Below are 21,838 nucleotides of genomic sequence, written 5' to 3'. Positions count from 1 at the left end.
GATTACGGGACGAGCGCTCTCATTCCGTGGCCCCGCTCTAGCGTTGCGCGTTCTGGCGCTGGAGCATATTGCCTGCGAAGGCGACGCCCAGCGCAACGACGACGACGATGATCGTCGCCAGCGCATTGATCTCCGGCGAAATGCCAAGCCTCACCTTGGAGAAGATGACCATGGGCAGCGTTGTCGCGCTGGGGCCCGAGGCGAAGCTCGCAATGACGAGATCGTCGAAGGAGAGGATGAAGGCGAGCAGGAAGCCCGCGACAAGGGAGGGCGCAATGAGCGGCAGGGTGATCGTGCGGAAGACCGCGAAGGGCGGCGCGCCGAGATCGAATGCCGCCTCCTCGAATGTCCGGTCAAGCCCCGCAAGTCGCGACTGCACAACGATGGCGACGTAGGCCGACGAGAAGGTCACATGCGAGATCAGGATCGTCAGTACACCGCGCTGGTCCGGCCAGCCGATGAGACTGCGCGACGAAACGAAAAGCAGCAGGATCGACAGGCCCAGGATCACATCCGGCAGGACGAGGCGCGACGAGATCGACTGGATCATCACCGAGCGGCCCCAGAAGCGGCCGAAACGCACAAGTGCGAAAGCTGCCATGGTGCCGATGATGACGGACAGAACGCCGTTCATGAAGGCGATGCGGAAACTCAGAAAGGCGGCGGTCAATATCTGCTGGTCATGCAGAAGCTCGCCATACCAGTGGGTCGAGAACCCGGCCCAAACGGTGACGAGCCGCGAGGCGTTGAAGGAATAGATGATGAGCATGACGATCGGCGCATAGAGAAAAACAAAGCCAAGGATCATGCAGGCGAACACGAAGGGCGAAAGGCCGGTGATCTTCATGGCTGAGCCTCCGAACGCGTCTGGTAGTATTGGAAGATCATGATGGGCACGACGAGGAACAGCATGAGCGCGATCGCCACGGCGGAAGCGACGGGCCAGGCCTGATTTTCAAAGAACTCGTCCCAGATGACGCGACCGATCATGGTCGTCGCCGGGCCGCCGAGCAGCGAGGGGATCACGAATTCGCCGATGGCGGGAATGAAGACAAGCATGGCGCCCGCAATGACGCCCGGTATCGAGAGCGGCAAGGTCACCGTGACGAAGGCTCGCGTCCTCGATGCCCCAAGATCGGCCGCAGCCTCGAGCAGCGTGAAATCGAGGCGCGACAGTGTGGCGTAAAGCGGCAGCAGCATGAAAGGCAGATAGGAATAGACGATGCCGACATAGACGGAGAAGGCATTGTTCATCATCGGCAACGGCTCGCTGATGACGCCGAGCGAGATCAGGAAATTGTTGATAATGCCGTTATTCTTGAGAAGGCCGATCCAGGCATAGACGCGCAGCAACAGCGAGGTCCAGAACGGCAGCACGATGAGCAGGAGCAGCGGGTTGCGCCATGTCTCGGGCACCCGCGCAACGCCATAAGCGACCGGATAGGCGATCAGCGTGCAGATGCAGGTCGAGAAGAAAGCGATCTTGACCGAGTTGAAATAGGCGACGATGTAGAGCGGATCCTCAAAAAGGTAGCTGTAATTCGACCAGTCGATCTGCAGCTTCGGGACTATCCCGCCCCCGCTCCAGTCGAATAGATCGGTAAAGGGCGGAATGCCGATGATCTGCGTCGAGAAGCTGATCTTCAAAACGATCAGAAAAGGCAGAATGAAGAAGATGGTGAGCCAGATCAGCGGAATGCCGATCACGACGCGCTTGCCGGTGATCCCGATGCGGCCAAGTCCCGCCCATACCCGATCCGACAAGCTGGAAGTTCGCCCGTCCGCCATATCACCCCCGAAACAGCATGCTGGCTGAAGATATACCGAAAGAAAGAGACCCCGGCCTGGTGGCCGGGGTCTGTCGTATTGTTACTGGCCGGTGCGGATCGTTGTCCAGGCTCGCGTCTGAAGCCTGTTGAACTTTTCCGACTTCGTCGGCACAGCGAAGAGCTTCTTCATCACATCTTCCGGCGGATAGATGTTCGGATCGTCCTTGATCGCGGCATCGATCATGGCCTTCGATGCCGGAACCGGATTGGCATAGGAGACGTAGTTCGAGTTCGCCGCCTCGATCTCCGGCTGCAGGATGAAGTTGATCCACTGATAGGCATATTCCGGATGCGGCGCGTCGGCGGGAATCGCCATGTTGTCGAACCACACCATCGTGCCTTCCTTCGGGATCGAGTACTTCACCTCGACACCGTTCTTTGCTTCCGCAGCGCGCGCGGCGGCCTGCAGAATGTCACCCGACCAGCCGAGCGACAGGCAGATGTCGCCATTGGCGAGGTCGTTGATGTACTGCGACGAGTGGAAGTACTTCACGTAGGGACGGATGCTCATCAGCAGCGCCTTGGCCTTCTCGAGGTCCTCGGGCTTCTGCGAGTTCGGATCGATGTGGAGATAGTTGAGCGCGATCGGAATGATGTCCGTCGGGCTGTCCAGCATTGTGATGCCGCAATCCTTGAGCTTCTTCGCATTCTCCGGCTTGAAGATCAGGTCGAGAGAATCGACAGGCGCGTTCGGAATACGCTTCTCGATCGCCTTGACGTTGTAGCCGAGGCCGGTCGTACCCCAGAGCCAGATGACGGCATGCTCATTGCCCGGGTCAGCTGCCGCGACCTGCTTCATCAGAGCGGGATCGAGGTTCTTGTAGTTCGGGATCTTGCTCTTATCGAGCTTCATGTAGACGCCGGCCTTCACCTGGCGATCCAGGAACGGAAAGGCCGTCGGCACGACGATGTCGTAACCGGAGTGCCCGGCGAGCAGTTTCGCCTCAAGCGTCTCATTGCCGTCGTAAACGTCGTAGCGGACTTTGATACCGGTCTGTTTCTCAAACTTCGCAACCGTGTCCTTCGCGATGTAGTCGGACCAGTTGTAGATGTTGAGGACTTTTTCTTCTGCGTGAGCGCCGACCGAGATCATCCCGGCGATCGCAAACGCAACAAGTCCTGTCCCGATTTTTCCAATCATGAAGAAGCTCCTGTTGGCTTCGTTTTGAAGCTTGGGCCATTGCATGCCCGAGGAAGGAGCAGCGCGGCAGCGGAACTCCCCCCGCCACATCGCAGCCACCTCAAAGATGCTAGCGCCATTCCGGACGCGCTTCACCCCTCAAATTTCCATTCATCTGTCATTTACGTGAAGTCACGCGGAATAGGCCCGGCGGACGGGTTGCCCAGCAAATGGTCACCGCCGCTTGCCGACAAGGCACACGCCGCCATCAGCGCCGTCAAATGCTTTGGTGGCCGAGTGAAATCGTCGTCGCGCCTTACCGAGTCTGCAAATTTAGTGAGCTTCCGCAGATGGAACGCATGAGGACAAATTGGGCGGCCGTAAATTTCTTACTCGATTGTAATGTTGGATGGCGCGGCGCGCGCTGAAAGGCGAAGCAATACGACATGACGAATCGCGATAATTAACACGAAAAGCAGCTCGTCCTGCGAATGGCTCGCAGGACGAGTTTGACCAATCAAAAGACCTCGCTGTAGTCAGCGGCATTCCGGCCGGCCGCGGCGCGTCGTTCGTGCTATTTGTATCCGCTGGCTTGCGCGGATAAAAAGACGCCCAAACCCGGCGACGGGAGCCTTGGCCATACCCATATAAGGGGCACAGGCCCCGCTCCCATGCGACCCGTTCCACTCGAAAGGACAAGGCAGTGCCCCCCTATCGCTCACGCACATCGACCCACGGCCGCAACATGGCAGGCGCCCGCGGCCTCTGGCGCGCCACCGGCATGAATGACAGCGATTTCGGAAAGCCGATCATCGCCATCGCGAACTCTTTCACGCAGTTCGTGCCGGGGCATGTGCATCTGAAGGATCTCGGTCAGCTGGTCGCCCGCGAGATCGAAAAGGCGGGCGGCGTCGCCAAGGAATTCAACACCATCGCGGTCGATGACGGCATCGCCATGGGTCACGACGGCATGCTTTACAGCCTGCCCTCGCGCGACCTCATTGCCGACAGCGTCGAATACATGGTTAACGCCCATTGCGCCGACGCGCTGGTCTGTATCTCCAATTGCGACAAGATCACGCCCGGCATGCTGATGGCTGCCATGCGCCTCAACATCCCGGTCGTCTTCGTTTCCGGCGGCCCGATGGAAGCCGGCAAGGTGAAATGGGACGACGAGGAACGCGCCATCGACCTCATCGACGCCATGATCGCAGCCGCCGACGACAGAGTGTCGGACAATCAGGTCGCCGAGATCGAGCGGTCGGCGTGTCCGACCTGCGGCTCCTGCTCCGGCATGTTCACTGCCAACTCCATGAATTGCCTCACCGAGGCACTCGGCCTTTCGCTACCCGGCAACGGCTCGACGCTGGCGACCCATGCCGACCGCAAGGGCCTTTTCCTCGAAGCAGGCCGCCTCATCGTCGAGATCACGCGCCGCTATTATGAGACCGACGATGCGAGCGTTCTGCCGCGCAACATCGCGACCTTCGAAGCCTTCCAGAACGCCATGTCGCTCGACATCGCCATGGGCGGCTCCACCAACACGGTGCTGCATCTCCTCGCCGCAGCACATGAGGGCGAAGTCGATTTCACCATGCGCGACATCGACCACCTGTCGCGCAAGGTGCCGAACGTCTGCAAGGTCGCGCCCGCCCGCAACGACGTCCACATGGAGGACGTGCATCGCGCCGGCGGCATCTTCGCGATCCTCGGCGAGCTCGACCGCGCCGGCCTCATCCATCGCAATGTCTCCACGGTCCACAGCCCGAGCCTTGGCGAAGCGATCGACCATTGGGACATCGGCATCACGAAGAACAACCACGCGCATGAGTTCTTCCGCGCGGCGCCCGGCGGCGTCCGCACCACGGAGGCCTTCTCGACGTCGCGCCGCTTCGCCGATCTCGATCTCGACCGCGAGAACGGCGTCATCCGCGACGCGGCACATGCGTACAGCAAGGATGGCGGCCTCGCCGTTCTCTATGGCAATCTCGCGGAGCATGGCTGCATCGTGAAGACGGCAGGCGTCGATGAGTCGATCCTCGTCTTCTCCGGCACGGCGCGCGTTTATGAGAGTCAGGACTCGGCCGTCTCCGGCATTCTCACCGGCGAGGTGAAGGCCGGCGAAGTCGTCGTCATTCGCTATGAAGGCCCGCGTGGCGGACCCGGCATGCAGGAAATGCTTTACCCGACGAGCTACATCAAGTCGAAAGGCCTTGGCAAAGCCTGCGCCCTCGTCACAGACGGGCGCTTCTCGGGCGGCACCTCCGGCCTCTCCATCGGCCACGTCTCGCCGGAAGCGGCGGAAGGCGGCACGATCGGCCTCGTCGAAACCGGCGACCGCATCGAGATCGACATCCCGAACCGCTCGATCCACCTCGCCGTGGACGATGCGGAACTCGCCGCTCGCCGCGAATTGGCCGAAAACAATGGCTGGCACCCGAAGGAAAAGCGCAAGCGCCGCGTGTCGCCCGCACTCCAGGCCTACGCCGCCATGACCACCAGCGCCGCGCGCGGCGCCGTTCGCGACGTGACGCGCATTACGGGCAAGCGCGAGAACTGACGCCTCGCACGCATGAAAAAGGCCGGCGTTGCTTTCGCAGCGCCGGCCTTTCGTTTGTCGCGAGATCAATCCGACATCTGCCATGAACCATCCGGCTGGCGGCAGGCCTTGCCGTAAGCCTGCTGCGGATAGCCGTCGATATAGATCTCCGTCTGGTATTCGCGGCAGTAGAGACCCTCATCGTCGCGATAAGTCCGCAGCGGCGTCACCTGATATTGCGCACCGTTGTTTTCCCAATAAACGGGCTGGTTGTTCGGCACATATTCAAGCACCTGCCCGTAACAAGCCTGATCGCTCATGTCGATCGCCTGCCCCAGCGCGCCGCCGAGAATGGCGCCGACAATTGCACCGCCGATCGTCGCACCAGCTCCGCCGTGATGGCTCGACCCGATCAAAGCGCCGGCGGCGCCGCCGAGCACCGCACCGACAACATCACGATTGCAGCCGACCGGGCCGTAGTAGCTGGAGCCATAGGTGTCGTAGGCGTCATAAGGAATGACGTAGGTCGGCATGAAGATCGAAAGATAGCCAACCGAACCATAGTCGAACCACGGACGCGAATAGCGGTCGTGATACCAGTCGTAGCGCGGACGCGGTGCATAATGCCGCCGGCGCCAGTCATCCCAGTCCGGTCCACGGTAATATTCGCGGTGCTGGAATCCCGGCCCCCACTCGCGCACGCGCGACCAGTTGCGCTCGCGCAGATCGCCCCAACGCTCCTCCTGCTCGCGACGCGCCCGAACGCGGCGCTCGTCACGATCATGCTCGAAACGCGATTCCTGCTGCGAACGCCAGTCGCGACCCGGCTGCTGGTCTCCACGCCGCTGGTCGCGGTCGCCGGGCCTGTGGGCCTCGTCCGGACGCCTCTGGTCCGGGCGCCGCTGGTCAAACTGACGTTGCCTGTCCTGCTGCTGCTGCTGCTGCTGCTGCTGGTCGAACTGGCGCTGCCGGTCCTGCTGCTGGCGCTGTTGATCGAACTGGCGTTGCCCGTCCTGCTGCTGACGCTGCTGATCGAACTGACGCTGCCGATCCTGCTGCTGATGCTGCTGATCGAACTGACGCTGCCGATCCTGCTGCTGGCGCTGCTGATCGAACTGACGCTGCCGGTCCTGCTGCTGACGCTGCTGATCGAACTGACGCTGCCGGTCCTGCTGCTGACGCTGCTGATCGAACTGCCGCTGCCGGTCCTGCTGCTGGCGCTGCTGATCGAACTGCCGCTGCCGGTCCTGCTGCTGGCGCTGCTGATCGAACTGCCGCTGCCGGTCCTGCTGCTGGCGCTGCTGATCGAACTGCCGCTGCCGGTCCTGCTGCTGGCGCTGCTGATCGAACTGCCGCTGCCGGTCCTGCTGCTGGCGCTGCTGATCGAACTGCCGCTGCCGGTCCTGCTGCTGGCGCTGTCGATCCTGTTCCTGCCTTTGCTCCCGCTGTCGCTGGTCGCGCCGCTGCTGGTCCTTCGACTGTTCCTGCTGCTGGTCACCGCTCTGGTCTTTACGATGCTGCCAGTCTTCTGCCTGGGCAAGGCCCGAATAAGCACTCAGTGCGGCGACGCTGACCATGGTCGCAAGCGCAATCCGAACCGACGTCTTTCCAATGCGCACCATAGGGTGCCTCCATATTCATTCACAGGCAAAGTACCTGCCATGGTCACCACATTTCCATGCGGCGGCTGAACGCAGGATGAACCATTTTTAAGCCGTCGCGTCACCATCCAGGCAATGGCAAGGCGATATATTTCCTATGCTACGCTAGACTGTATTCGCCAGCTTTCGCACCGCACCAAGAGTCCCCGTAAATGAATATGCTGCTTCTGCTACAGGCCGTTTTCCTCGGCGTTGTCGAGGGCGTGACCGAGTTCCTGCCCGTTTCCTCCACCGGCCACCTCATCGTCGCCGGCGATCTGATCGGATTTTCCGGTCCTTTGGCGACCGTCTTTGAGGTCGTGATCCAGCTCGGCGCGATTCTGGCCATCTGTGTGCTTTATGCCCGCAAGCTCTTCGAGGTTGCCTTCGGCCTCGTCGACGATCCTGCAGCGCGACATTTCGCCATGGCCGTCATCATCGCCTTCCTGCCGGCGGCGTTTTTCGGCTTTCTGCTCCATGACTTCATCAAGTCGGTGCTTTTCAACCCGGCGGTCGTCTGCACCTCTCTGATCGTCGGCGGCGTCGCCATCCTCGCCATCGAGCGTTGGCGGCCGGAACCGCGCTATGCAGCCATCGAAGAACTCACGCCCCTCACCTCTCTCAAGATCGGATTTTTCCAGTGCCTCGCCATGGTGCCCGGCGTGTCCCGCTCCGGCGCGACCATCCTCGGCGCGCTGCTGCTCGGCGTGGAACGCAAGACGGCGGCTGAGTTCTCGTTCTTCCTGGCCATCCCGACCATGCTGGGAGCGACGGTTCTCGACCTCTGGAAGAGCCGTCATCTGCTCAACGCCGACGACAGCGCCGTGATCGCGGTAGGCTTCGTCGCGGCCTTTATCTCGGCAATCGTCGTCGTGCGCTGGCTCGTCGGCTTCGTCAGCCGCCATAGCTTCGTGGTCTTTGGTTGGTATCGCATCATTTTCGGCGCCGCTCTCGCCGCCTATTTCTGGGTGATCTGAACCACAACCCGCTGTTAACCTTTATCAATCCTTACCATCTCCGCCCGCTTAATCCTCCATTAGCCCTTTTGGTTTATTCAACAAGGGAGTGTGTTTTTTGTCCGGGCGAAGATGACGGATTCGATCGATCGAGCTTCAGGCGTACATGGCCAGCCCGTTGGCCGGGCCATGGATAGCCTTGCAGATGCCGCCGATTCAATCGTCGGCACCGCGGACGACTACGCCATCAATCCGTTCACGCTCCGTTTCTGTCAGGCCGAACTCGAGGACTCCTACAGTCGGCGCAACTACCACCGACAGCTGGGCCTGACGCGATTTTCGATCGTGATGGGCGCGGTGATCTTCGCGGTCTACGCCCTTCTCGATCCCTATATCGTCCCCGACATCCTGTATAAGGCGTGGCTCATCCGCTTCGGGATCGCGTGCCCCTTGCTTCTCTCTCTCGCCGCGATCAGCTACGCACCCTGGTTCAATTATCGGCATCAGGGGCTCCTGTCGCTCTCGATGGCGATACCTGGCATCAGCGTCGTGGTCATGATCGCGCTCGCGCAGGCGCCGGGCAGCCAGCTTTACTATGGCGGGCTCATCATCATCATTGGCTACAGCAACTGCCTCTGGCGGCTGAGCTACCTCTATTCGACAGCCATTTCGGTGGCGACATTTGCCCTTTATGAAGTGGTCGTGTTCGCCATCAATCCGATGCCGAGCACGATCCTCATCAACAACAACGCCTTCCTCGCCTTCGCGATCGGCGTGAGCGTCTTCGTCAACTACATCCAGGAATACCAGCTTCGCCGCAGCTTCATCGACAACGAGTATCTGCGCCGCGAGCGGACGCGCTCCGAAAGGCTGCTGAGCCGTTCGGAAGCGGCGAACCGCGCGAAGAACGACTTCCTCGCCATCATGAGCCATGAGCTCCGGACGCCGCTTAACGCCATCATCGGCTTCTCCGAGATCATCGCGAACCAGATGTTCGGCCCGGTCGGCCAACCGAAATATGCGGATTACGCCAACGACATCCGCTCCAGCGGCGCGCATCTGCTGAGCATCATCAACGACATTCTCGATATCTCGAAGGCTGAGGCCGGCAAGCTGCATCTCGAAGAAGAGCCGATCGCCCCGGTCGAGTCGCTCAACCGCGCCATGCGCATGTTCCGCCAGCGCGCCTCTGAACTGGGCGTCGAACTCTCATTCCGCGTGCGCGACGACATTCCCTGGATCATCGCCGATCCACGCCTCTTCAATCAGGTTGCGATCAACCTCACCTCGAACGCGCTGAAATTCACGCCGGAAGGCGGCCATGTCTGGATCGAGATCGGTCTCGATGCCGCGCGCAATCTGGCGCTCACCGTCCGCGACACAGGCATTGGCGTCAAAAAGGCCGATATTATTCGTATCTTCGAGCCCTTCGTGCAGGTCGAAAACGCCATGTCCCGCACTCATCAGGGCACGGGCCTTGGCCTGCCGCTGGTGCGCAAGATCATGAGTCTGCATGGCGGCACGGTGGAGCTTGAAAGTGAAAGCGGTCAGGGGACGACCGTCACCGCGACCTTCCCGAAGAGCCGCTTTGTGGCCCCGGCCGACGAGCGCCTCTGGAACGTGCGCTGACGCACATCCATCGGCGCTCCTCGTAGAAGATCAGGCCGGCTTGTCCGCAACCATCAGATAGACGCACTTCGTCGCGTCTTCCGTGACCGTTACATTGGTGACATCGAGCCCCTCGACCATCGCCCGCATGTCATCTTCGGTGCGATAGATCAGGCTCCAGTCGGTCACAAATTCCAGCGGCCACTGACAGGTCTCGCGCCCCTGCTTCACATTCGCGATGATGAGCTTGCCGCCAGGAGCGACCTGCTCGTAGAGATCATGCGCGAGGGCCTTGGCGCGGCGGTGCGAGAGATAATCGAAAAGACCCAGGCTGTAGAGAATGTCCTGCGGCGGAAGCGTACGGAAAAGCGCGCCCGCCTTCAGAAGCTGCGCGAAGGACGCCTGCAGGCACTGGATCTTGGCCCGCCCCCGATGGCGCGACACCTCGCGGAAACCATGCTCATAGGCATGGCTCAGCGCACGCTGGTCCTGATCGATCAGCGTGAAGTTGACCGGACGTGCCAGACGCTCGATCCGTAGATAGTCATAGACCTCATAGGCCGATCCGCAGCCGAGATTGGCGATGTTCATCGCCTTGTCGCCGGGATTGGCAGCAATCGCATCGCCAAGGATCTTCTGCGTCATACGCAGACGCGTACCAACGCAGGCGCCGGTCTCGATGCCGATGCGGTGGAGCAGCTTCTCGTAAGGCGTATTGCCGATGCGCTGCCACTCATAAACATAATTCATGATCTGGAAGTCGCCCGGATAACCGAGCGGCTTTTCATAGCATCGGCGCATGACCGCGCCCGGCATGAAGTCGGGGGTCAGGACGCGTTCGGCATAGCGCTTGTGGCGCGCGAGAACCGCGGGGTCTGCCCAAACCGGCTCCAGAATGTCGCTGCCGCGATACCAGAGCTCCTTCCATTGCGGGACGATACGCTCCTCGCAAGCGATCAGCGCCGACAGGAGTTTTGCGTCGCGCTCGTCGCCCGTGGCCGTCAAACGCGCTTCATAAGCCTCGAGGATCTGCTTGTAGGAGCGGAAGAGATTCACGATCTCCATGCAGAGCTGCGCGAATTCCGGGAGGATGCCCTCCGACGTACCGAACGTCGGATCGGCAAGCGCCCGCGACAGCAGAAGATTATCGTGCTTGGTGACGATGGCGGGAATGTCGAGAAAGCCCGAGGTGAATTCCAGCGCAACCGTGGCGCGCGCACCATGCGGCTCGACGCGGCGGATACGCCCGGACCCATGATAAAGCTTCTCGTCGCCGACCTTCAGTTCGAAGGGAATCTCCGAGCCCAAACGACCATCCCAAGTATCAGCGTCGCTGCTCTGCGCGGCAATGCCCGTCATGCTGATGTTCTTGAGAGCGGCCTTCTCGTTTCCGAAGTAAACCGCAGGAACGACTTCCTTGAAGAGTTCTTCCGGCCTGTACCGTTCGGCACGAAAAAACATGCGCCTGCCTTCAGCACCGGTCAGCTGCTCATAAGTCCGCATTACTTGGCCCCCAGCCACTCTAGTCAACTTTTGTTAGGCAATCATAAAGCTTAAGAAAATGCAAATTTTAGATAAACCTTAACCATAATTTCCGTAGGCGCACCTTATACATGCGTTTGACGTGTCAATGACGCGCGGGCCCGCTTGCCATCAATGAGACGGAGCAGCGGCGGAAGCATCATCCAGTCGATGAAAAGATTGGCGACAATGATGATCGACGTCTGTGCGCCAAGCGCATAATTGACCTCGAAGCCGGAGAACATCAGCACACCAAAGCCTACGGCGAGCGACGAAGTAATGACCAGCATTGCGACGCCGACATTAACGAATACATCGTTGTTCGCCTCCTCCGCATTGAGGCCCCTCTTCCGCGCCGCCTGATACATCAGGAGAAAATAGATCGTGTCGTCGACGACGAGACCGATCGTCATGGCCGTGATGACGGCAGCGGAGAGGCCCAGCTGGCCGATGAAGAGGCCCCACAGCCCGAAGCCGACAACGCTCGGCAGCACGTTCATGACGATGCTGAGAAGGCCGTAAGTCACGCTGCGCAAGACAACCCCGACCACCACCGCGATCAACAGCATCGAGACGATGGTGCTTCCGATCATCGAGCGGATATTTTCCCAGGAAAGGTGCGAGAAGAGGACGTTGATGCTGATGCCCTTCGCCTGCATCTGCGGCGGCGCATTGGCCGCGAGCCATGCCTGCGCAGCCTTGTTCGTGGCCCGGATTTCGCTGGCCGTCGCATGTGCGAGGATGGCCGTCACCCGGCTCGACGAGCGGCTCACATTAATCTGGTCAGTGATTGAGGCACCATAGGGCAACGACATCTCGTAGAGCAGGAAATATTGGGCGATCTGATTGGAGTTGTCCGGGATCGTGTCCTGATCGCCAGCCTTGCCGAAATTGATCGTCTTGTTGATGCGCCGCGTGATGTCGGGCAATGAGAGGACGCTGACCACTCTCGGCTGTGCGCGAAGCCAGACGGCGAAGGCCGCGACCTTGCGCTGGTAGTCCGGATCGTAGACGCCGCTGTCATGCCCCGAGCCAATGTCGAATTCGATGAGGTTGAGGCCGGTCAGATGATCTTCGGCAAAGTCCGACGCCTGGCGGTAATCGAACCGCTTGTCGAAATAGCGCTGGAAATCGTCGTCGAGCGTGATCTTGCCGAGCCAGAAGCACGACGCCACGACGAGCATACCGGTAACCACGAAGAGCGCTGCATAATGGCGGTTCACGAAATGACCGAGCCCGATCATCAATCGCTCCGAGCGGCTGACCGCAGGGGTGAGCGGCATCAGCAACAGCATGGCCGGCAACCATGTAAACGTCATGACATAGGCAATCCCGATACCCATGGCGACGATATTGCCCAGATCGACGAAGGGCGGCGCGTCGGCGAGGTTCATCGACAGGAAGCCCAGGGCGCTTGTCGCATTCGTCATGGTCACAGGACGCACATGGATGCGCAGCGATTCTCTGATCGCATCCAACTTGGTTCTGCCTGCGCCAAGTTCCGCCATGGTCGTCGTAACGATGCGCACGGCGGCGGCCATATTCACGGTCATGATGATGATCGGCGCAGCAATGGTCGACAGATTGATGACGTAGTTGAACCAGCCCGCAATGCCCATGGCCGAGGCGCTGGAGAGGATGAGCAGCGTCAGGATGGCGAGACTCGGTTTGATGGCCCGCACGAAGATCATCATGATCAACGCGGTGACCGCTAGGCTCACGGGAATGAGGAATCTCGCGTCCCTGACAGCAGCCTCGGAGAAGGTCCCCATCAGGATGACATTGCCCGTAACCTTCACCTCGACGCCGGGATGCGCCGCCTCTGTAGCGCGCGCGAGCGCGCGGGATGCGGCGATGATATCGCGTACCTGCTTCGAACCCTCGGGCGGAAGATTGAAATTGATAAGGACGCCGGCCGCCTTTGCATCGGCCGCAAGAAGGCGATTCCGCACAAGATCGTCCGAGACCGCCACGCGCTCGATTTCGGTCGCCTGCTCGGGCGTCACGCTATCGGGATGAGGCACCAGTTCGTCGACGGCGAAACTGTCGGCATCGGCGGTGACATGGGGGAAATTCGTCAGCGACTCCACACGCGTCGAATACGGCAGCTTCCATGCCCTGGCGGTGAGATCGCCGATGGCGGCGAGCGTCTCGGGCGTCGTCACCTTCTTGCCACCCGCCCAGACGACCATGAGAACGCTGTTGTTCTGTCCGTATTTGCTCTCGAACTTCTGAAGTTCGTGCAGTTCGGGATTCTTCGGATCGAAGAAGACCCGCGTATCGGATGACAGCGTGAGTCGCGGCAGGCCCGCCTCCGCGACCATGCAGAGGAGGAAGCACAGCGCCATAACGATGCGCGGCGCACGAAGCACCGTTTCAGTAAATCTCGACATTGGATTGGCGCCGCCCCGCCGCCTTCTGGAATCCACCTCCCGCCCGGCCCCGACATTCGAACCCGGGCCCGGTGGTCACGCGAGTTTATGCGCTTGTCCCGCAAAGGCACAACCCGCCCACGGCGCCGACGCCAACCCGATTTTAACGACATTCAGGCAAAAATGCCGCTTGGCGTTGTCGAAACCGGCTGAGCCCCGGCGAGAGAGCGTATCCGGGCGCCGGGCCAGAAAGAAACCGGCGCGGCCTTCGGGTGCTGTTCCCGAAGGCACAGAGCGGCAGGAAGGTTATGGGCGCGGAAACTGGCATCAATCTGGCGACGGTCGGCACAGCCGAACTCAAGGCCATGTCCGTGCCCGTCTTCAGGGCCAGCCTCGAGCAAATGTCGGGGGAGGCAATCGCGCGCTTCCGCAAGATGCGCAAGTTGAGCAACGACCACCGCCAGACCCTCGAAAAATACCTGATCGAACATCCAGAAAAGCGACCGAGCGGCGACGATGAGCCCGCGCCCCTTCCAAAGAAGAGCGGAAAGGCGGCAAAGTCGGCTCAGCCAAGCTCAAAGCACATGAAGGCCGCGGCGACCGGTCCATCGCGCCTCTCCATCTTCAAGCTCCGGCTGCGCGCCTGGTGGGAAGGGGTAAATGTCGGGGATCTGCCTCGTCTCGACGCGGCCCGCGCGAGCGGCAAAAAGCCCGAGAAGATCGAACCCGCCCTAAGCCCGGCGCCCGTCGCCGCACCCATGGCGGCCCCCGTTTCTGCGCCTCCTCCTCTCTCGCCGATCGAAGAGCGCATCGACATCATTCAGAGCATCTGGGGCGAAGGGTTCAGCCTCCCGGGCGGAGACGGTTTCTTCCCCGGGCTCTTGCGCAATATCTCCCTTCCTGCCGGAAGCCCCTGTCTTGACGTTGCGCCGGGCCTTGGCGGTAGCATGCGGGCGGTAGCCAAAGCCCTGAACCTCACCATTGAGGGCCTGGAGGGCGAACCAATCTTCGCCGTCGCCGGTGGCATGATTTCGGACCGGCTCGGCATGCTCGCGCAAACGCCGATCCGCAGCGGCAACCCCGAGACGGAGACTCTGGGCGACAAGTGCTATGGGGCCATTTTCGCGCGGGAAGCGCTCTTTTCCTTCCGCGACCGCCGGAAATTCCTCGCCTCCGCGATGCGGGCGCTGGTTGATGGCGGCGCGCTGCTCATCACGGATTTTATCCTGTCCGACCGGGCCAAATGCGAAGTCGTGGACGCCTGGCGGGCCGCCGAACCCCGCAAACCTACGCCTTGCACGCTGGAAGAGTATTCCGAACTGCTGGCTCATCTGCGCTTCGAAGTCAAAAGCACGGATGATCTGACCGCCGAATATGTGGCTCTCATTCAGGCCGGCTGGAAGAAACTCCATGCCCACCTTAAAAACGCCAAAATTCAGCCCGAAAAGGCCGCCATGTTGATGGAAGAGGCTGACCTCTGGATGGCGCGATGCCGTGCACTGGAAAGCGGAAGACTGAAACTGATTTTCATCCACGCGCGGATGCATCACGGCCCCAAACGCGCGCTCAACGATCCGATGACCATCGATTAACCGATGACCGCCGGGCGTGACGAGCGCGAAGCGCAGCCCGGATGTGCAGGACGCCACGGAGAGCGGAATGTCTAGCCAGACCACCCAAGCGACTGCCCAACCCCGCCGCGTCGAGCCGATTTTCGACGCATCCGGCGCCCTGCTCCGCCACTCGACCTATCGCACGGCGCAGAAGGATACGTCCCGACAGACTCCGGCCGAGCGGGACTGACGGCCACCCGCCATCAGCTCCTCAGCCGATCGGCAGATCGTCGCTCTCCGGAACCTGGGCACCCGCCATGCGCGCCTGATGATGGCGATAGCGCGCGACGCTGACAGGGATCATCGCGAGATAGCCGGCGCTCAACGCGGTGAAGGCGATCCACGGATAGTTCAGGATCACCGCCGCCGAGAAACCGACCAGCAGCAAAATCGGCAGGACCATGTCGCGCTTGATGCGAACGCCCATCCGCTTGCCTGAAAAGGTCGGTATACGGCTGATCAGCAGGAAGGCGACGAAGAAGCAGTGCACCGCGATGAGCAGCGGCAGCGTGTTCAGCCCGTCGAGGCCGATGAAGCTCAGATAGAGCGGCAGCATGACGAGCATCGCGCCTGCAGGCGCGGGCACCCCTACAAAATAATTGCCGGTCCAGGCGGGCTTGTCAGGGTCCTCCAGCGCCACGTTGAAGCGTGCGAGACGCAGCGCGCAGCAGACCGCATAGCCCAGCACCGCGATCCAGCCGATGCCGCCAATCTCGTTCAGCGACCAGAGATAGAGAACGAGAACGGGCGCCACGCCGAAATTCACAAAGTCGGTCAGCGAGTCGAGTTCGGCGCCGAATTTCGACGATCCATTGAGAAGCCGCGCCACCCTTCCGTCGAGCCCGTCGAAAACCGACGCAACGATGATCGCCGCCACCGCCGCCTCGAACTTCGCTTCAAGCGCGAAACGGATCGCGGTGAGGCCCGCGCAAAGCGCGAGCACGGTCAGCGCGTTGGGAATGATCGTACGGATCGGCATATGCCCGAAGTGACCGCCCGGACGCCTGCCGCGGAACCCGCGCCCTCTCTCGGGGCGCTGACCGAAGGGCGGAATGGGATTGGCCATGGGCTCGTCCTCTTGCCTGTTCAAAGGTGGCCTGTTCAAATGTGGTGCGGTTCGACCGAGATCGAATCCGCAAGCACGGTCTCGCCGGAAATGGCGGTCTGGCCGACAGCCACGAGCGGAATCGCACCCTCCGGCAGATAGACGTCGAGACGGCTGCCGAAGCGGATGATGCCATAGCGCTCGCCGGCCTGAAGCTCCTTGCCCTCCGCGACGTCGCAAACGATGCGCCGCGCGACAAGGCCCGCGACCTGCACAACGACGATCTGCTGGCCGTCCGCGCGCTCGATGACGAGCGAGTTGCGCTCATTGTCCTCGCTCGCCTTGTCGAGGCTTGCATTGAGGAACTGCCCGGGCCGATAGGCGACGCGCAGCACCTTGCCCGCAATGGGCGACCGGTTCACATGGCAGTTGAAGACGTTCATGAAAATGCTGACCCGGGTGCGGCGCATTTCGCCAAGGCCGAGCTCAGGCGGCGGCGAGGCTTCAGTGATCATGTTGACCACACCGTCGGCGGGGCTGATGACAAGCCCCTCGCGCTTCGGCGTCACACGGTCCGGATCGCGGAAGAAGTAGAGGCACCAGAGCGTCAGCACGACGCCTACCCAGCCCAGCGGATACCAGAGCAGGAAAAGAACGACCGTCACCGCTGCGAAGATAATGACGAAGCGGTGGCCTTCGCGATGGATGGGCACCAGGATCGAGGTCAGGCTGTCCATAGGTTCTTTCCGGCTCTCAGGTTCAATTTCGAATGCACAGTCTAGCCCGGTTCGCCGACAAGCGCATCAATGGCGCGGGCGGGTTCGGGCGAGCCCTCGTCTTCGGTTTCCTTGAGCTTCTCGCGCGCCGCGTCCGCCTCGCGCTGGCGGTTCCACATGGCGGCGTATTTGCCGCCGCGAGCAAGCAGTTCCTCATGGCGTCCGCGCTCCGCGATGCGGCCATGATCGAGAACAATGATCTCGTCGGCATCGACCACGGTGGAAAGTCGGTGCGCGATGATGAGCGTTGTGCGGTTCTGCGAGATGCGCTTCAGCGCCGCCTGAATCTCTTTCTCGGTATGCGTATCGAGCGCGGACGTCGCCTCGTCGAGAATGAGGATGGGCGGGTTCTTCAGAATGGTGCGCGCAATCGCTACGCGCTGCTTCTCGCCACCTGAAAGCTTGAGGCCGCGCTCGCCCACCATCGTGTCGAAGCCCTTGGGCAGACGCGCGACAAAATCAGCAATCTGCGCCTGCGCCGCCGCCTCGAAGACCTCCCCGTCACTCGCCTCAGGGCGCCCGTAGCGGATGTTGTAACGAATGGTGTCGTTGAAGAGTACCGTGTCCTGCGGAACCATGCCCACGGCGGCGCGGAGCGAGGCTTGCGTGACTTCACGCAGATCCTGCCCGTCGATCAGCACCCTGCCCCTGGTGATGTCATAGAAGCGGAAAAGAATGCGCGAAATGGTCGACTTGCCCGCGCCGGACGGGCCGACGATGGCAAGCGTTCGCCCCGCCGGCACACGGAAGGAAACGCCGTCGAGGATCGTGCGCTCCTTGTCGTAGTGGAAGGAGACATTCTCGAAGACAATCTCCCCGCCCTTCACGGCAAGCGGCCTCGCGTCGGATGCGTCGGCCACCTCGGTCGGGATTTCGAGAAGATCGAACATGGTCTCCATGTCGATCAGCGCCTGACGGATTTCGCGATAGACCATGCCGAGCAGGTTGAGCGGCTGATAAAGCTGAATGAGATAGGCATTGACCATGACGAAGTCGCCGATGGTCATCGTACCCTTCACGACGCCCTGCGCGGCCATCAGCATGAGAATGGTGAGGCCGACGGTGAAGATGGCGGTCTGCCCCGCATTGAGGATCGAGAGCGATGTCGTCGTCTTGACCGCTGCTGCCTCGTAACCCTTCATCGAACGGTCGAAGCGCCGCGCCTCGTGCTCCTCGTTGCCGAAATATTTGACCGTCTCAAAATTCAGCAGGCTGTCGATCGCTTTGGTATTGGCCTCGGTATCGAGCGAGTTCATCTGCCGGTGAAAGCGCGTGCGCCACTCCGTCACCGTGAAGGTGAACCAGATATAGAGAACGATCATCACACCGGTGACGACGGCGAACCAGACGTTGAAGGCCCAGACGAAAATGACGCCGACCAGCGCAAGCTCGATGATGGTCGGAATGATGTTGAAGATCGAGAAGCGCAGCAGCAGGTCGATCGCCTTGGTACCGCGCTCGATGACGCGCGAAAGCCCGCCCGTCCGCCGCTCGAGATGGAAGCGCAGCGACAGCGCATGAAGGTGGCGGAAGGTCCGCAGCGCCAGTTCGCGCACCGCATTCTGGCTTACCTGAGCAAAGACGCCGTCGCGCAGCTGGGCAAGCGCCACCATCATGATGCGGCCGAGGCCATAGGCGACGATCAGTCCAAACGGAACGGCAAGCAGCGCCGCCGCCCCGCCCTTGGGCGCCAGCAGGTTCGTGGCGTCGCGGTAAAGGAAGGGCACATAAACCGTAATGGCCTTCGCTGCGACCAGCAGCAGCAGCGCCGAGACGACGCGCATGCGCAGATCGGGCCTGCCCTTGGGCCACAAATAGGGCGCGAAGGAGCGCAGCGTCTCGATGCGCCGATGCCTGACCGGCGCGGCGCCGCCCGTGACGGGGTGTGGGCCGCCCTCGGGGCCGGATGACTTCAAATGCCTCATGGCGGCGAGGGTCCTCGGTTTGACGGCGGGGCGCAAGCCATCCTGCCAGCAGGGAAACGCCCCGCCCCGGCCATCTTGCCGAAGCGGGGCGCCAAACTTCGCCTTTAGATAAGGATTCCTGCCCACGGGGCAAGCCCGGCGGGACATTTCGTCACTTGTCGCTACTTGGGCGGGGTCGCGAAGACCTGACCCGGATAGATGAGATTCGGGTCGCGAATCTGGTCCTTGTTGGCCTCATAGATGACCGTGTAGCGGAAGCCCGAACCGTAAAGCCGCTGGGCGATGGTCCAGAGGTTGTTGCCCGGCTGGATGATGACCTGCCCCTTGCGAAGCGCTTCGGCGATCTGGTCCGGCGCGCCGCGTTCAAAGGGCAGTTCCACGCGGGCGACGACCTTGCCCGCCTGATCCAGCTGATCGATGCGCAGCGCATAGCGGCCCGGCGCGATCTCGACGGTGGGACGAAGCTCCCAATGGCCCTTGGCATCAGTTGTCGCGTCGCCCACCGGCTTGCCGCCGACATAGACCCGCACTGTTGAGAGCGGCGTCGCCTTGCCGGAAATGATGAGATTGCCGTTCTTGTCGTAATCGACCGTTTCGAGGACGAGGCTCCCTGCATCGGAGGGTACGCCGGGGCCCTGCAACACACGGCTCGCCTTGCCGGGTTCGCTCATGACGACGAGCGCGGGCTTGTCTTTCTGCTCCGGCACATTGACGGCGACGGACTGCAAGCTGTCCTTCACCGTGCCGTCGGGATTGTGCGCCGTCAGCGTGATGACGATATTGCCGGGCTTCAGCGGCTTGTCGAGTGCGATCACCCATTCGCCATTGCCGTCCGCCTGCACCGTGGCCAGGACTTCGCCATTGGCCTTGATGTCCACCTTGGCGCCGGGCAGCGCGCGGCCCGCGGCGACGGTCGAACCATCGCGCTCCACGCGGACGACATCGAATGTCGGAATGCTCTTGTCCTCGACGGCGGCGGGCGCCTTGGCCTCGCCCTGCGCCGCCGGCTGCGCGACCGGCGCAGGCGTCTCGCCGCCATGGCGGAAAAAGAGGAAATAGGCTCCGACCAGAGCGGCCAGAACCACCGCCACGCCGCCTGCTATCAGACCAGTGTTACGCATCCTTCATGTCCCCTTTGGTCCGCCCCCCAAGGGGCCCCTGCCCCAGACGAACACGCGCGATGGTAAAGCTATGTCCCATTCCGGCACAACCGGCAGGCGGGGCTATTTCCCACCATCTACCCTGCAAGGAAGACACCAGCATGACTGGCGCCTGCGCGAGGTAGCGCTTTCAACGGAGGCCAGGCACTTATAGCATGCGGGCTCGCCCCGCCGGTTCCCGCGTTCCCCTCAGGTTTCGTTCCATGAAAATTTCGAATGTTTGCGTTTATTGCGGATCGAGCAATGGCAATGAGCCTGCCTATGTCGAAGCCGGGCAAGAGTTCGGCCGTATCCTGGCCCGCTCTGGCGTCGGCCTCGTTTATGGCGGCGGCGGCGTAGGCGTCATGGGCGCCATCGCCCGGTCGGTCATGGCCGAGGGAGGACGGGTCACCGGCATCATCCCCGACTTCCTGTCCACCAAGGAGGTCCAGCTCAAGGAGGTGACGGAGCTCATCGTCACCGACAGCATGCACACCCGCAAATGGACGATGTTCGAGCGGTCCGACGCCTTCGTGGCGCTGCCCGGCGGCGTGGGCACACTGGAAGAAGTCATCGAAATGATGACCTGGGCACAGCTCGGCCGTCACAAATGCCCCATCGTGTTTCTTAATCTCAATGGGTTCTGGGACCCGCTGATCGCGCTGCTGGACCACATGATCAAGTCGGGCTTCGCGCGCTCGAACATCCGCAGCATCTATTCGGTCGTCGACAAGGTCGGGGACATTCTTCCGCGCATCGAGGCTGCGATTTAAGTCACGCGGCGAAGCTCCCGCTCCTTCCGCCATGCATCCACGGTGAAGATTGCAAGACCGATCCAGATGAGGCCGAAGGTCACCATCTGGCCGTGGCCAAGCGGCTCGCCATAGACCCAGATGGCGATCACGAAGGACATGGTCGGCACCAGATATTGCAGGAGCCCAAGCGTCGTCAGCCGGACGCGCTGCGCGCCATAGGTGAAAAGCACCAGCAGCAGCGTCGTCATCGGCCCCGTCGCGACGAGCAACGCATCGGTGAGCCAGCCATCCTTCGCAAAGCCCGTTCCGCCATGCGCCGAGGCGTAAGCGAGATAGGCAATCGCGAAGGGCGACATCACCACGACCTCGATGAGAAGCCCCGCCAGGGCGTCGACCCGCGTGATCTTCCGCAAGTAGCCATAGGCGGCAAAACTCGCCGCCAGCGCCAGCGCGATCCACGGCAGAAACCCAAGCGAGAAAGTGAACCAGGCGACAGCCGCCCCCGCGAGCGCAACGGCGGAGATCTGCGGACGCGACAGTCTCTCACCGAGAAGAGCGACACCGAGGAGAACGCTCACCAGTGGATTGATGAAATAACCGAGGCTCGTTTCAAGAATGCGGCCGGAATTGATGGCCCAGATGAAAATGCCCCAATTCATGGCGAGGAGCATCGCCGACAAGGCAAGCGTCGCAAGCTTCCTGCGGTCGCGCAGCAATGCGCCAAGATGCATACCGCGCCCCAGCCCAAAGATCAGCGCCGCGATGAGCAGAATGCTCCAGAGTGTGCGGTGCGCCAGAATTTCAAAGGGCACGACATGCGCGAGCTGCCGATAAAAGATGACCGAAAGACCCCAGAACATATATCCGGCGCCAGCGGCAAAGCCGCCCAATGTCGCTTCACGGGTTTGAATTTCGGCAGGCGTGGTCGTCGTCATGATGCAGAGCCTTGATTTATACCCCCGCCCAAACGCTCCAGCCGGAGCGCGGGCGAGGTTGCGCT

At 61.6% G+C, this 21,838-nt stretch carries 18 protein-coding genes; 7 read left to right on the top strand and 11 right to left on the bottom strand.

The features are described 5' to 3' along the window. Window positions 1–37: 37 nt before the first annotated feature. The 3 genes from F2P47_RS16715 to F2P47_RS16705 form a co-directional block, all read right to left on the bottom strand. Window positions 38–847, bottom strand: coding sequence for an ABC transporter permease subunit (locus F2P47_RS16715; protein WP_152217530.1), 810 nt, complete (start codon window positions 845–847; stop codon window positions 38–40). Beyond that, window positions 844–1,764 carry an ABC transporter permease subunit gene (locus tag F2P47_RS16710; RefSeq protein WP_246176939.1) on the bottom strand — a complete coding sequence of 307 codons (921 nt, stop codon included), beginning with the start codon at window positions 1,762–1,764 and terminating at the stop codon, window positions 844–846. Before F2P47_RS16710 ends, F2P47_RS16715 begins: the two co-directional genes overlap by 4 nt. Before the next feature lie 105 nt (window positions 1,765–1,869). Continuing rightward, entirely contained in the window at window positions 1,870–2,970 is a 1,101-nt protein-coding gene (locus F2P47_RS16705; protein ID WP_152217528.1) for a polyamine ABC transporter substrate-binding protein, read from the bottom strand. Between the two features lie 682 nt (window positions 2,971–3,652). Here F2P47_RS16705 and ilvD point away from each other — a divergent pair. Beyond that, on the top strand, window positions 3,653–5,509 hold the full coding sequence (gene ilvD / locus F2P47_RS16700; protein WP_152217527.1) for a dihydroxy-acid dehydratase: 1,857 nt from the start codon (window positions 3,653–3,655) through the stop codon (window positions 5,507–5,509). 65 nt (window positions 5,510–5,574) lie between these two features. Here the strand turns inward: ilvD and F2P47_RS16695 are convergent, their stop codons facing one another. Continuing rightward, entirely contained in the window at window positions 5,575–6,189 is a 615-nt protein-coding gene (locus tag F2P47_RS16695) for a glycine zipper domain-containing protein (protein ID WP_152217526.1), read from the bottom strand. On the opposite strand from F2P47_RS16695, the gene F2P47_RS16690 reads away from it, so the two are divergent. The 3 genes from F2P47_RS16690 (at window position 6,160) to F2P47_RS16680 (ending at window position 9,713) form a co-directional block, all read left to right on the top strand. Then, complete coding sequence (locus tag F2P47_RS16690) at window positions 6,160–7,179, top strand: hypothetical protein (RefSeq protein WP_152217525.1); 1,020 nt, start codon at window positions 6,160–6,162, stop codon at window positions 7,177–7,179. The two genes, F2P47_RS16695 and F2P47_RS16690, sit on opposite strands and share 30 nt — an antisense overlap. Before the next feature lie 122 nt (window positions 7,180–7,301). Continuing rightward, on the top strand, window positions 7,302–8,105 hold the full coding sequence (locus F2P47_RS16685; protein WP_152217524.1) for an undecaprenyl-diphosphate phosphatase: 804 nt from the start codon (window positions 7,302–7,304) through the stop codon (window positions 8,103–8,105). Window positions 8,106–8,273: 168 nt separating this feature from the next. After that, window positions 8,274–9,713 carry a sensor histidine kinase gene (locus F2P47_RS16680; protein ID WP_185681173.1) on the top strand — a complete coding sequence of 480 codons (1,440 nt, stop codon included), beginning with the start codon at window positions 8,274–8,276 and terminating at the stop codon, window positions 9,711–9,713. Between the two features lie 30 nt (window positions 9,714–9,743). Here the strand turns inward: F2P47_RS16680 and F2P47_RS16675 are convergent, their stop codons facing one another. Next, a complete protein-coding gene (locus tag F2P47_RS16675; protein ID WP_152217522.1) occupies window positions 9,744–11,153 on the bottom strand; it encodes a hypothetical protein in 1,410 nt (469 codons plus the stop codon). 146 nt (window positions 11,154–11,299) lie between these two features. Continuing rightward, window positions 11,300–13,606 (bottom strand): efflux RND transporter permease subunit, encoded by a 2,307-nt coding sequence (locus tag F2P47_RS16670; RefSeq protein ID WP_152217521.1) that lies wholly within the window; start codon window positions 13,604–13,606, stop codon window positions 11,300–11,302. Window positions 13,607–13,893: 287 nt separating this feature from the next. Between F2P47_RS16670 and F2P47_RS16665 the strand changes: the two genes are divergently transcribed. Both F2P47_RS16665 and F2P47_RS17765 read left to right on the top strand, forming a co-directional pair. After that, entirely contained in the window at window positions 13,894–15,177 is a 1,284-nt protein-coding gene (locus F2P47_RS16665) for a methyltransferase domain-containing protein (protein ID WP_152217520.1), read from the top strand. 67 nt (window positions 15,178–15,244) lie between these two features. Next, window positions 15,245–15,388, top strand: a complete 144-nt coding sequence (locus F2P47_RS17765; protein WP_185681172.1) for a hypothetical protein — start codon at window positions 15,245–15,247, stop codon at window positions 15,386–15,388. Between the two features lie 21 nt (window positions 15,389–15,409). Here the strand turns inward: F2P47_RS17765 and pssA are convergent, their stop codons facing one another. The 4 genes from pssA to F2P47_RS16645 all read right to left on the bottom strand — a co-directional run bounded on the left by pssA (window position 15,410) and on the right by F2P47_RS16645 (window position 20,065). Continuing rightward, on the bottom strand, window positions 15,410–16,264 hold the full coding sequence (gene pssA, locus F2P47_RS16660; RefSeq protein WP_152217519.1) for a CDP-diacylglycerol--serine O-phosphatidyltransferase: 855 nt from the start codon (window positions 16,262–16,264) through the stop codon (window positions 15,410–15,412). 35 nt (window positions 16,265–16,299) lie between these two features. Continuing rightward, a complete protein-coding gene (locus F2P47_RS16655; protein WP_281349328.1) occupies window positions 16,300–17,007 on the bottom strand; it encodes a phosphatidylserine decarboxylase in 708 nt (235 codons plus the stop codon). A gap of 14 nt (window positions 17,008–17,021) precedes the next feature. Further along, window positions 17,022–18,944, bottom strand: a complete 1,923-nt coding sequence (locus F2P47_RS16650; RefSeq protein ID WP_152217517.1) for an ABCB family ABC transporter ATP-binding protein/permease — start codon at window positions 18,942–18,944, stop codon at window positions 17,022–17,024. 161 nt (window positions 18,945–19,105) lie between these two features. Further along, window positions 19,106–20,065, bottom strand: coding sequence for a LysM peptidoglycan-binding domain-containing protein (locus F2P47_RS16645; RefSeq protein WP_152217516.1), 960 nt, complete (start codon window positions 20,063–20,065; stop codon window positions 19,106–19,108). Between the two features lie 242 nt (window positions 20,066–20,307). Here F2P47_RS16645 and F2P47_RS16640 point away from each other — a divergent pair, with 242 nt between their 5' ends. After that, complete coding sequence (locus F2P47_RS16640) at window positions 20,308–20,856, top strand: LOG family protein (RefSeq protein ID WP_152217515.1); 549 nt, start codon at window positions 20,308–20,310, stop codon at window positions 20,854–20,856. On the opposite strand, the gene rarD is transcribed toward F2P47_RS16640, so the two are convergent. Continuing rightward, window positions 20,853–21,773 carry an EamA family transporter RarD gene (rarD, locus tag F2P47_RS16635; RefSeq protein ID WP_152217514.1) on the bottom strand — a complete coding sequence of 307 codons (921 nt, stop codon included), beginning with the start codon at window positions 21,771–21,773 and terminating at the stop codon, window positions 20,853–20,855. The two genes, F2P47_RS16640 and rarD, sit on opposite strands and share 4 nt — an antisense overlap. Between the last annotated feature and the right edge of the window lie 65 nt (window positions 21,774–21,838).

The sequence above is a fragment of the Parvibaculum sedimenti genome (genome assembly GCF_009184905.1).
In the GTDB taxonomy this organism is placed as follows: Bacteria; Pseudomonadota; Alphaproteobacteria; order Parvibaculales; family Parvibaculaceae; genus Parvibaculum; species Parvibaculum sedimenti.
The sequence above is the reverse complement of the archived record's forward strand: the minus strand, read 5'-3'. Positions and strand labels throughout refer to the sequence as shown.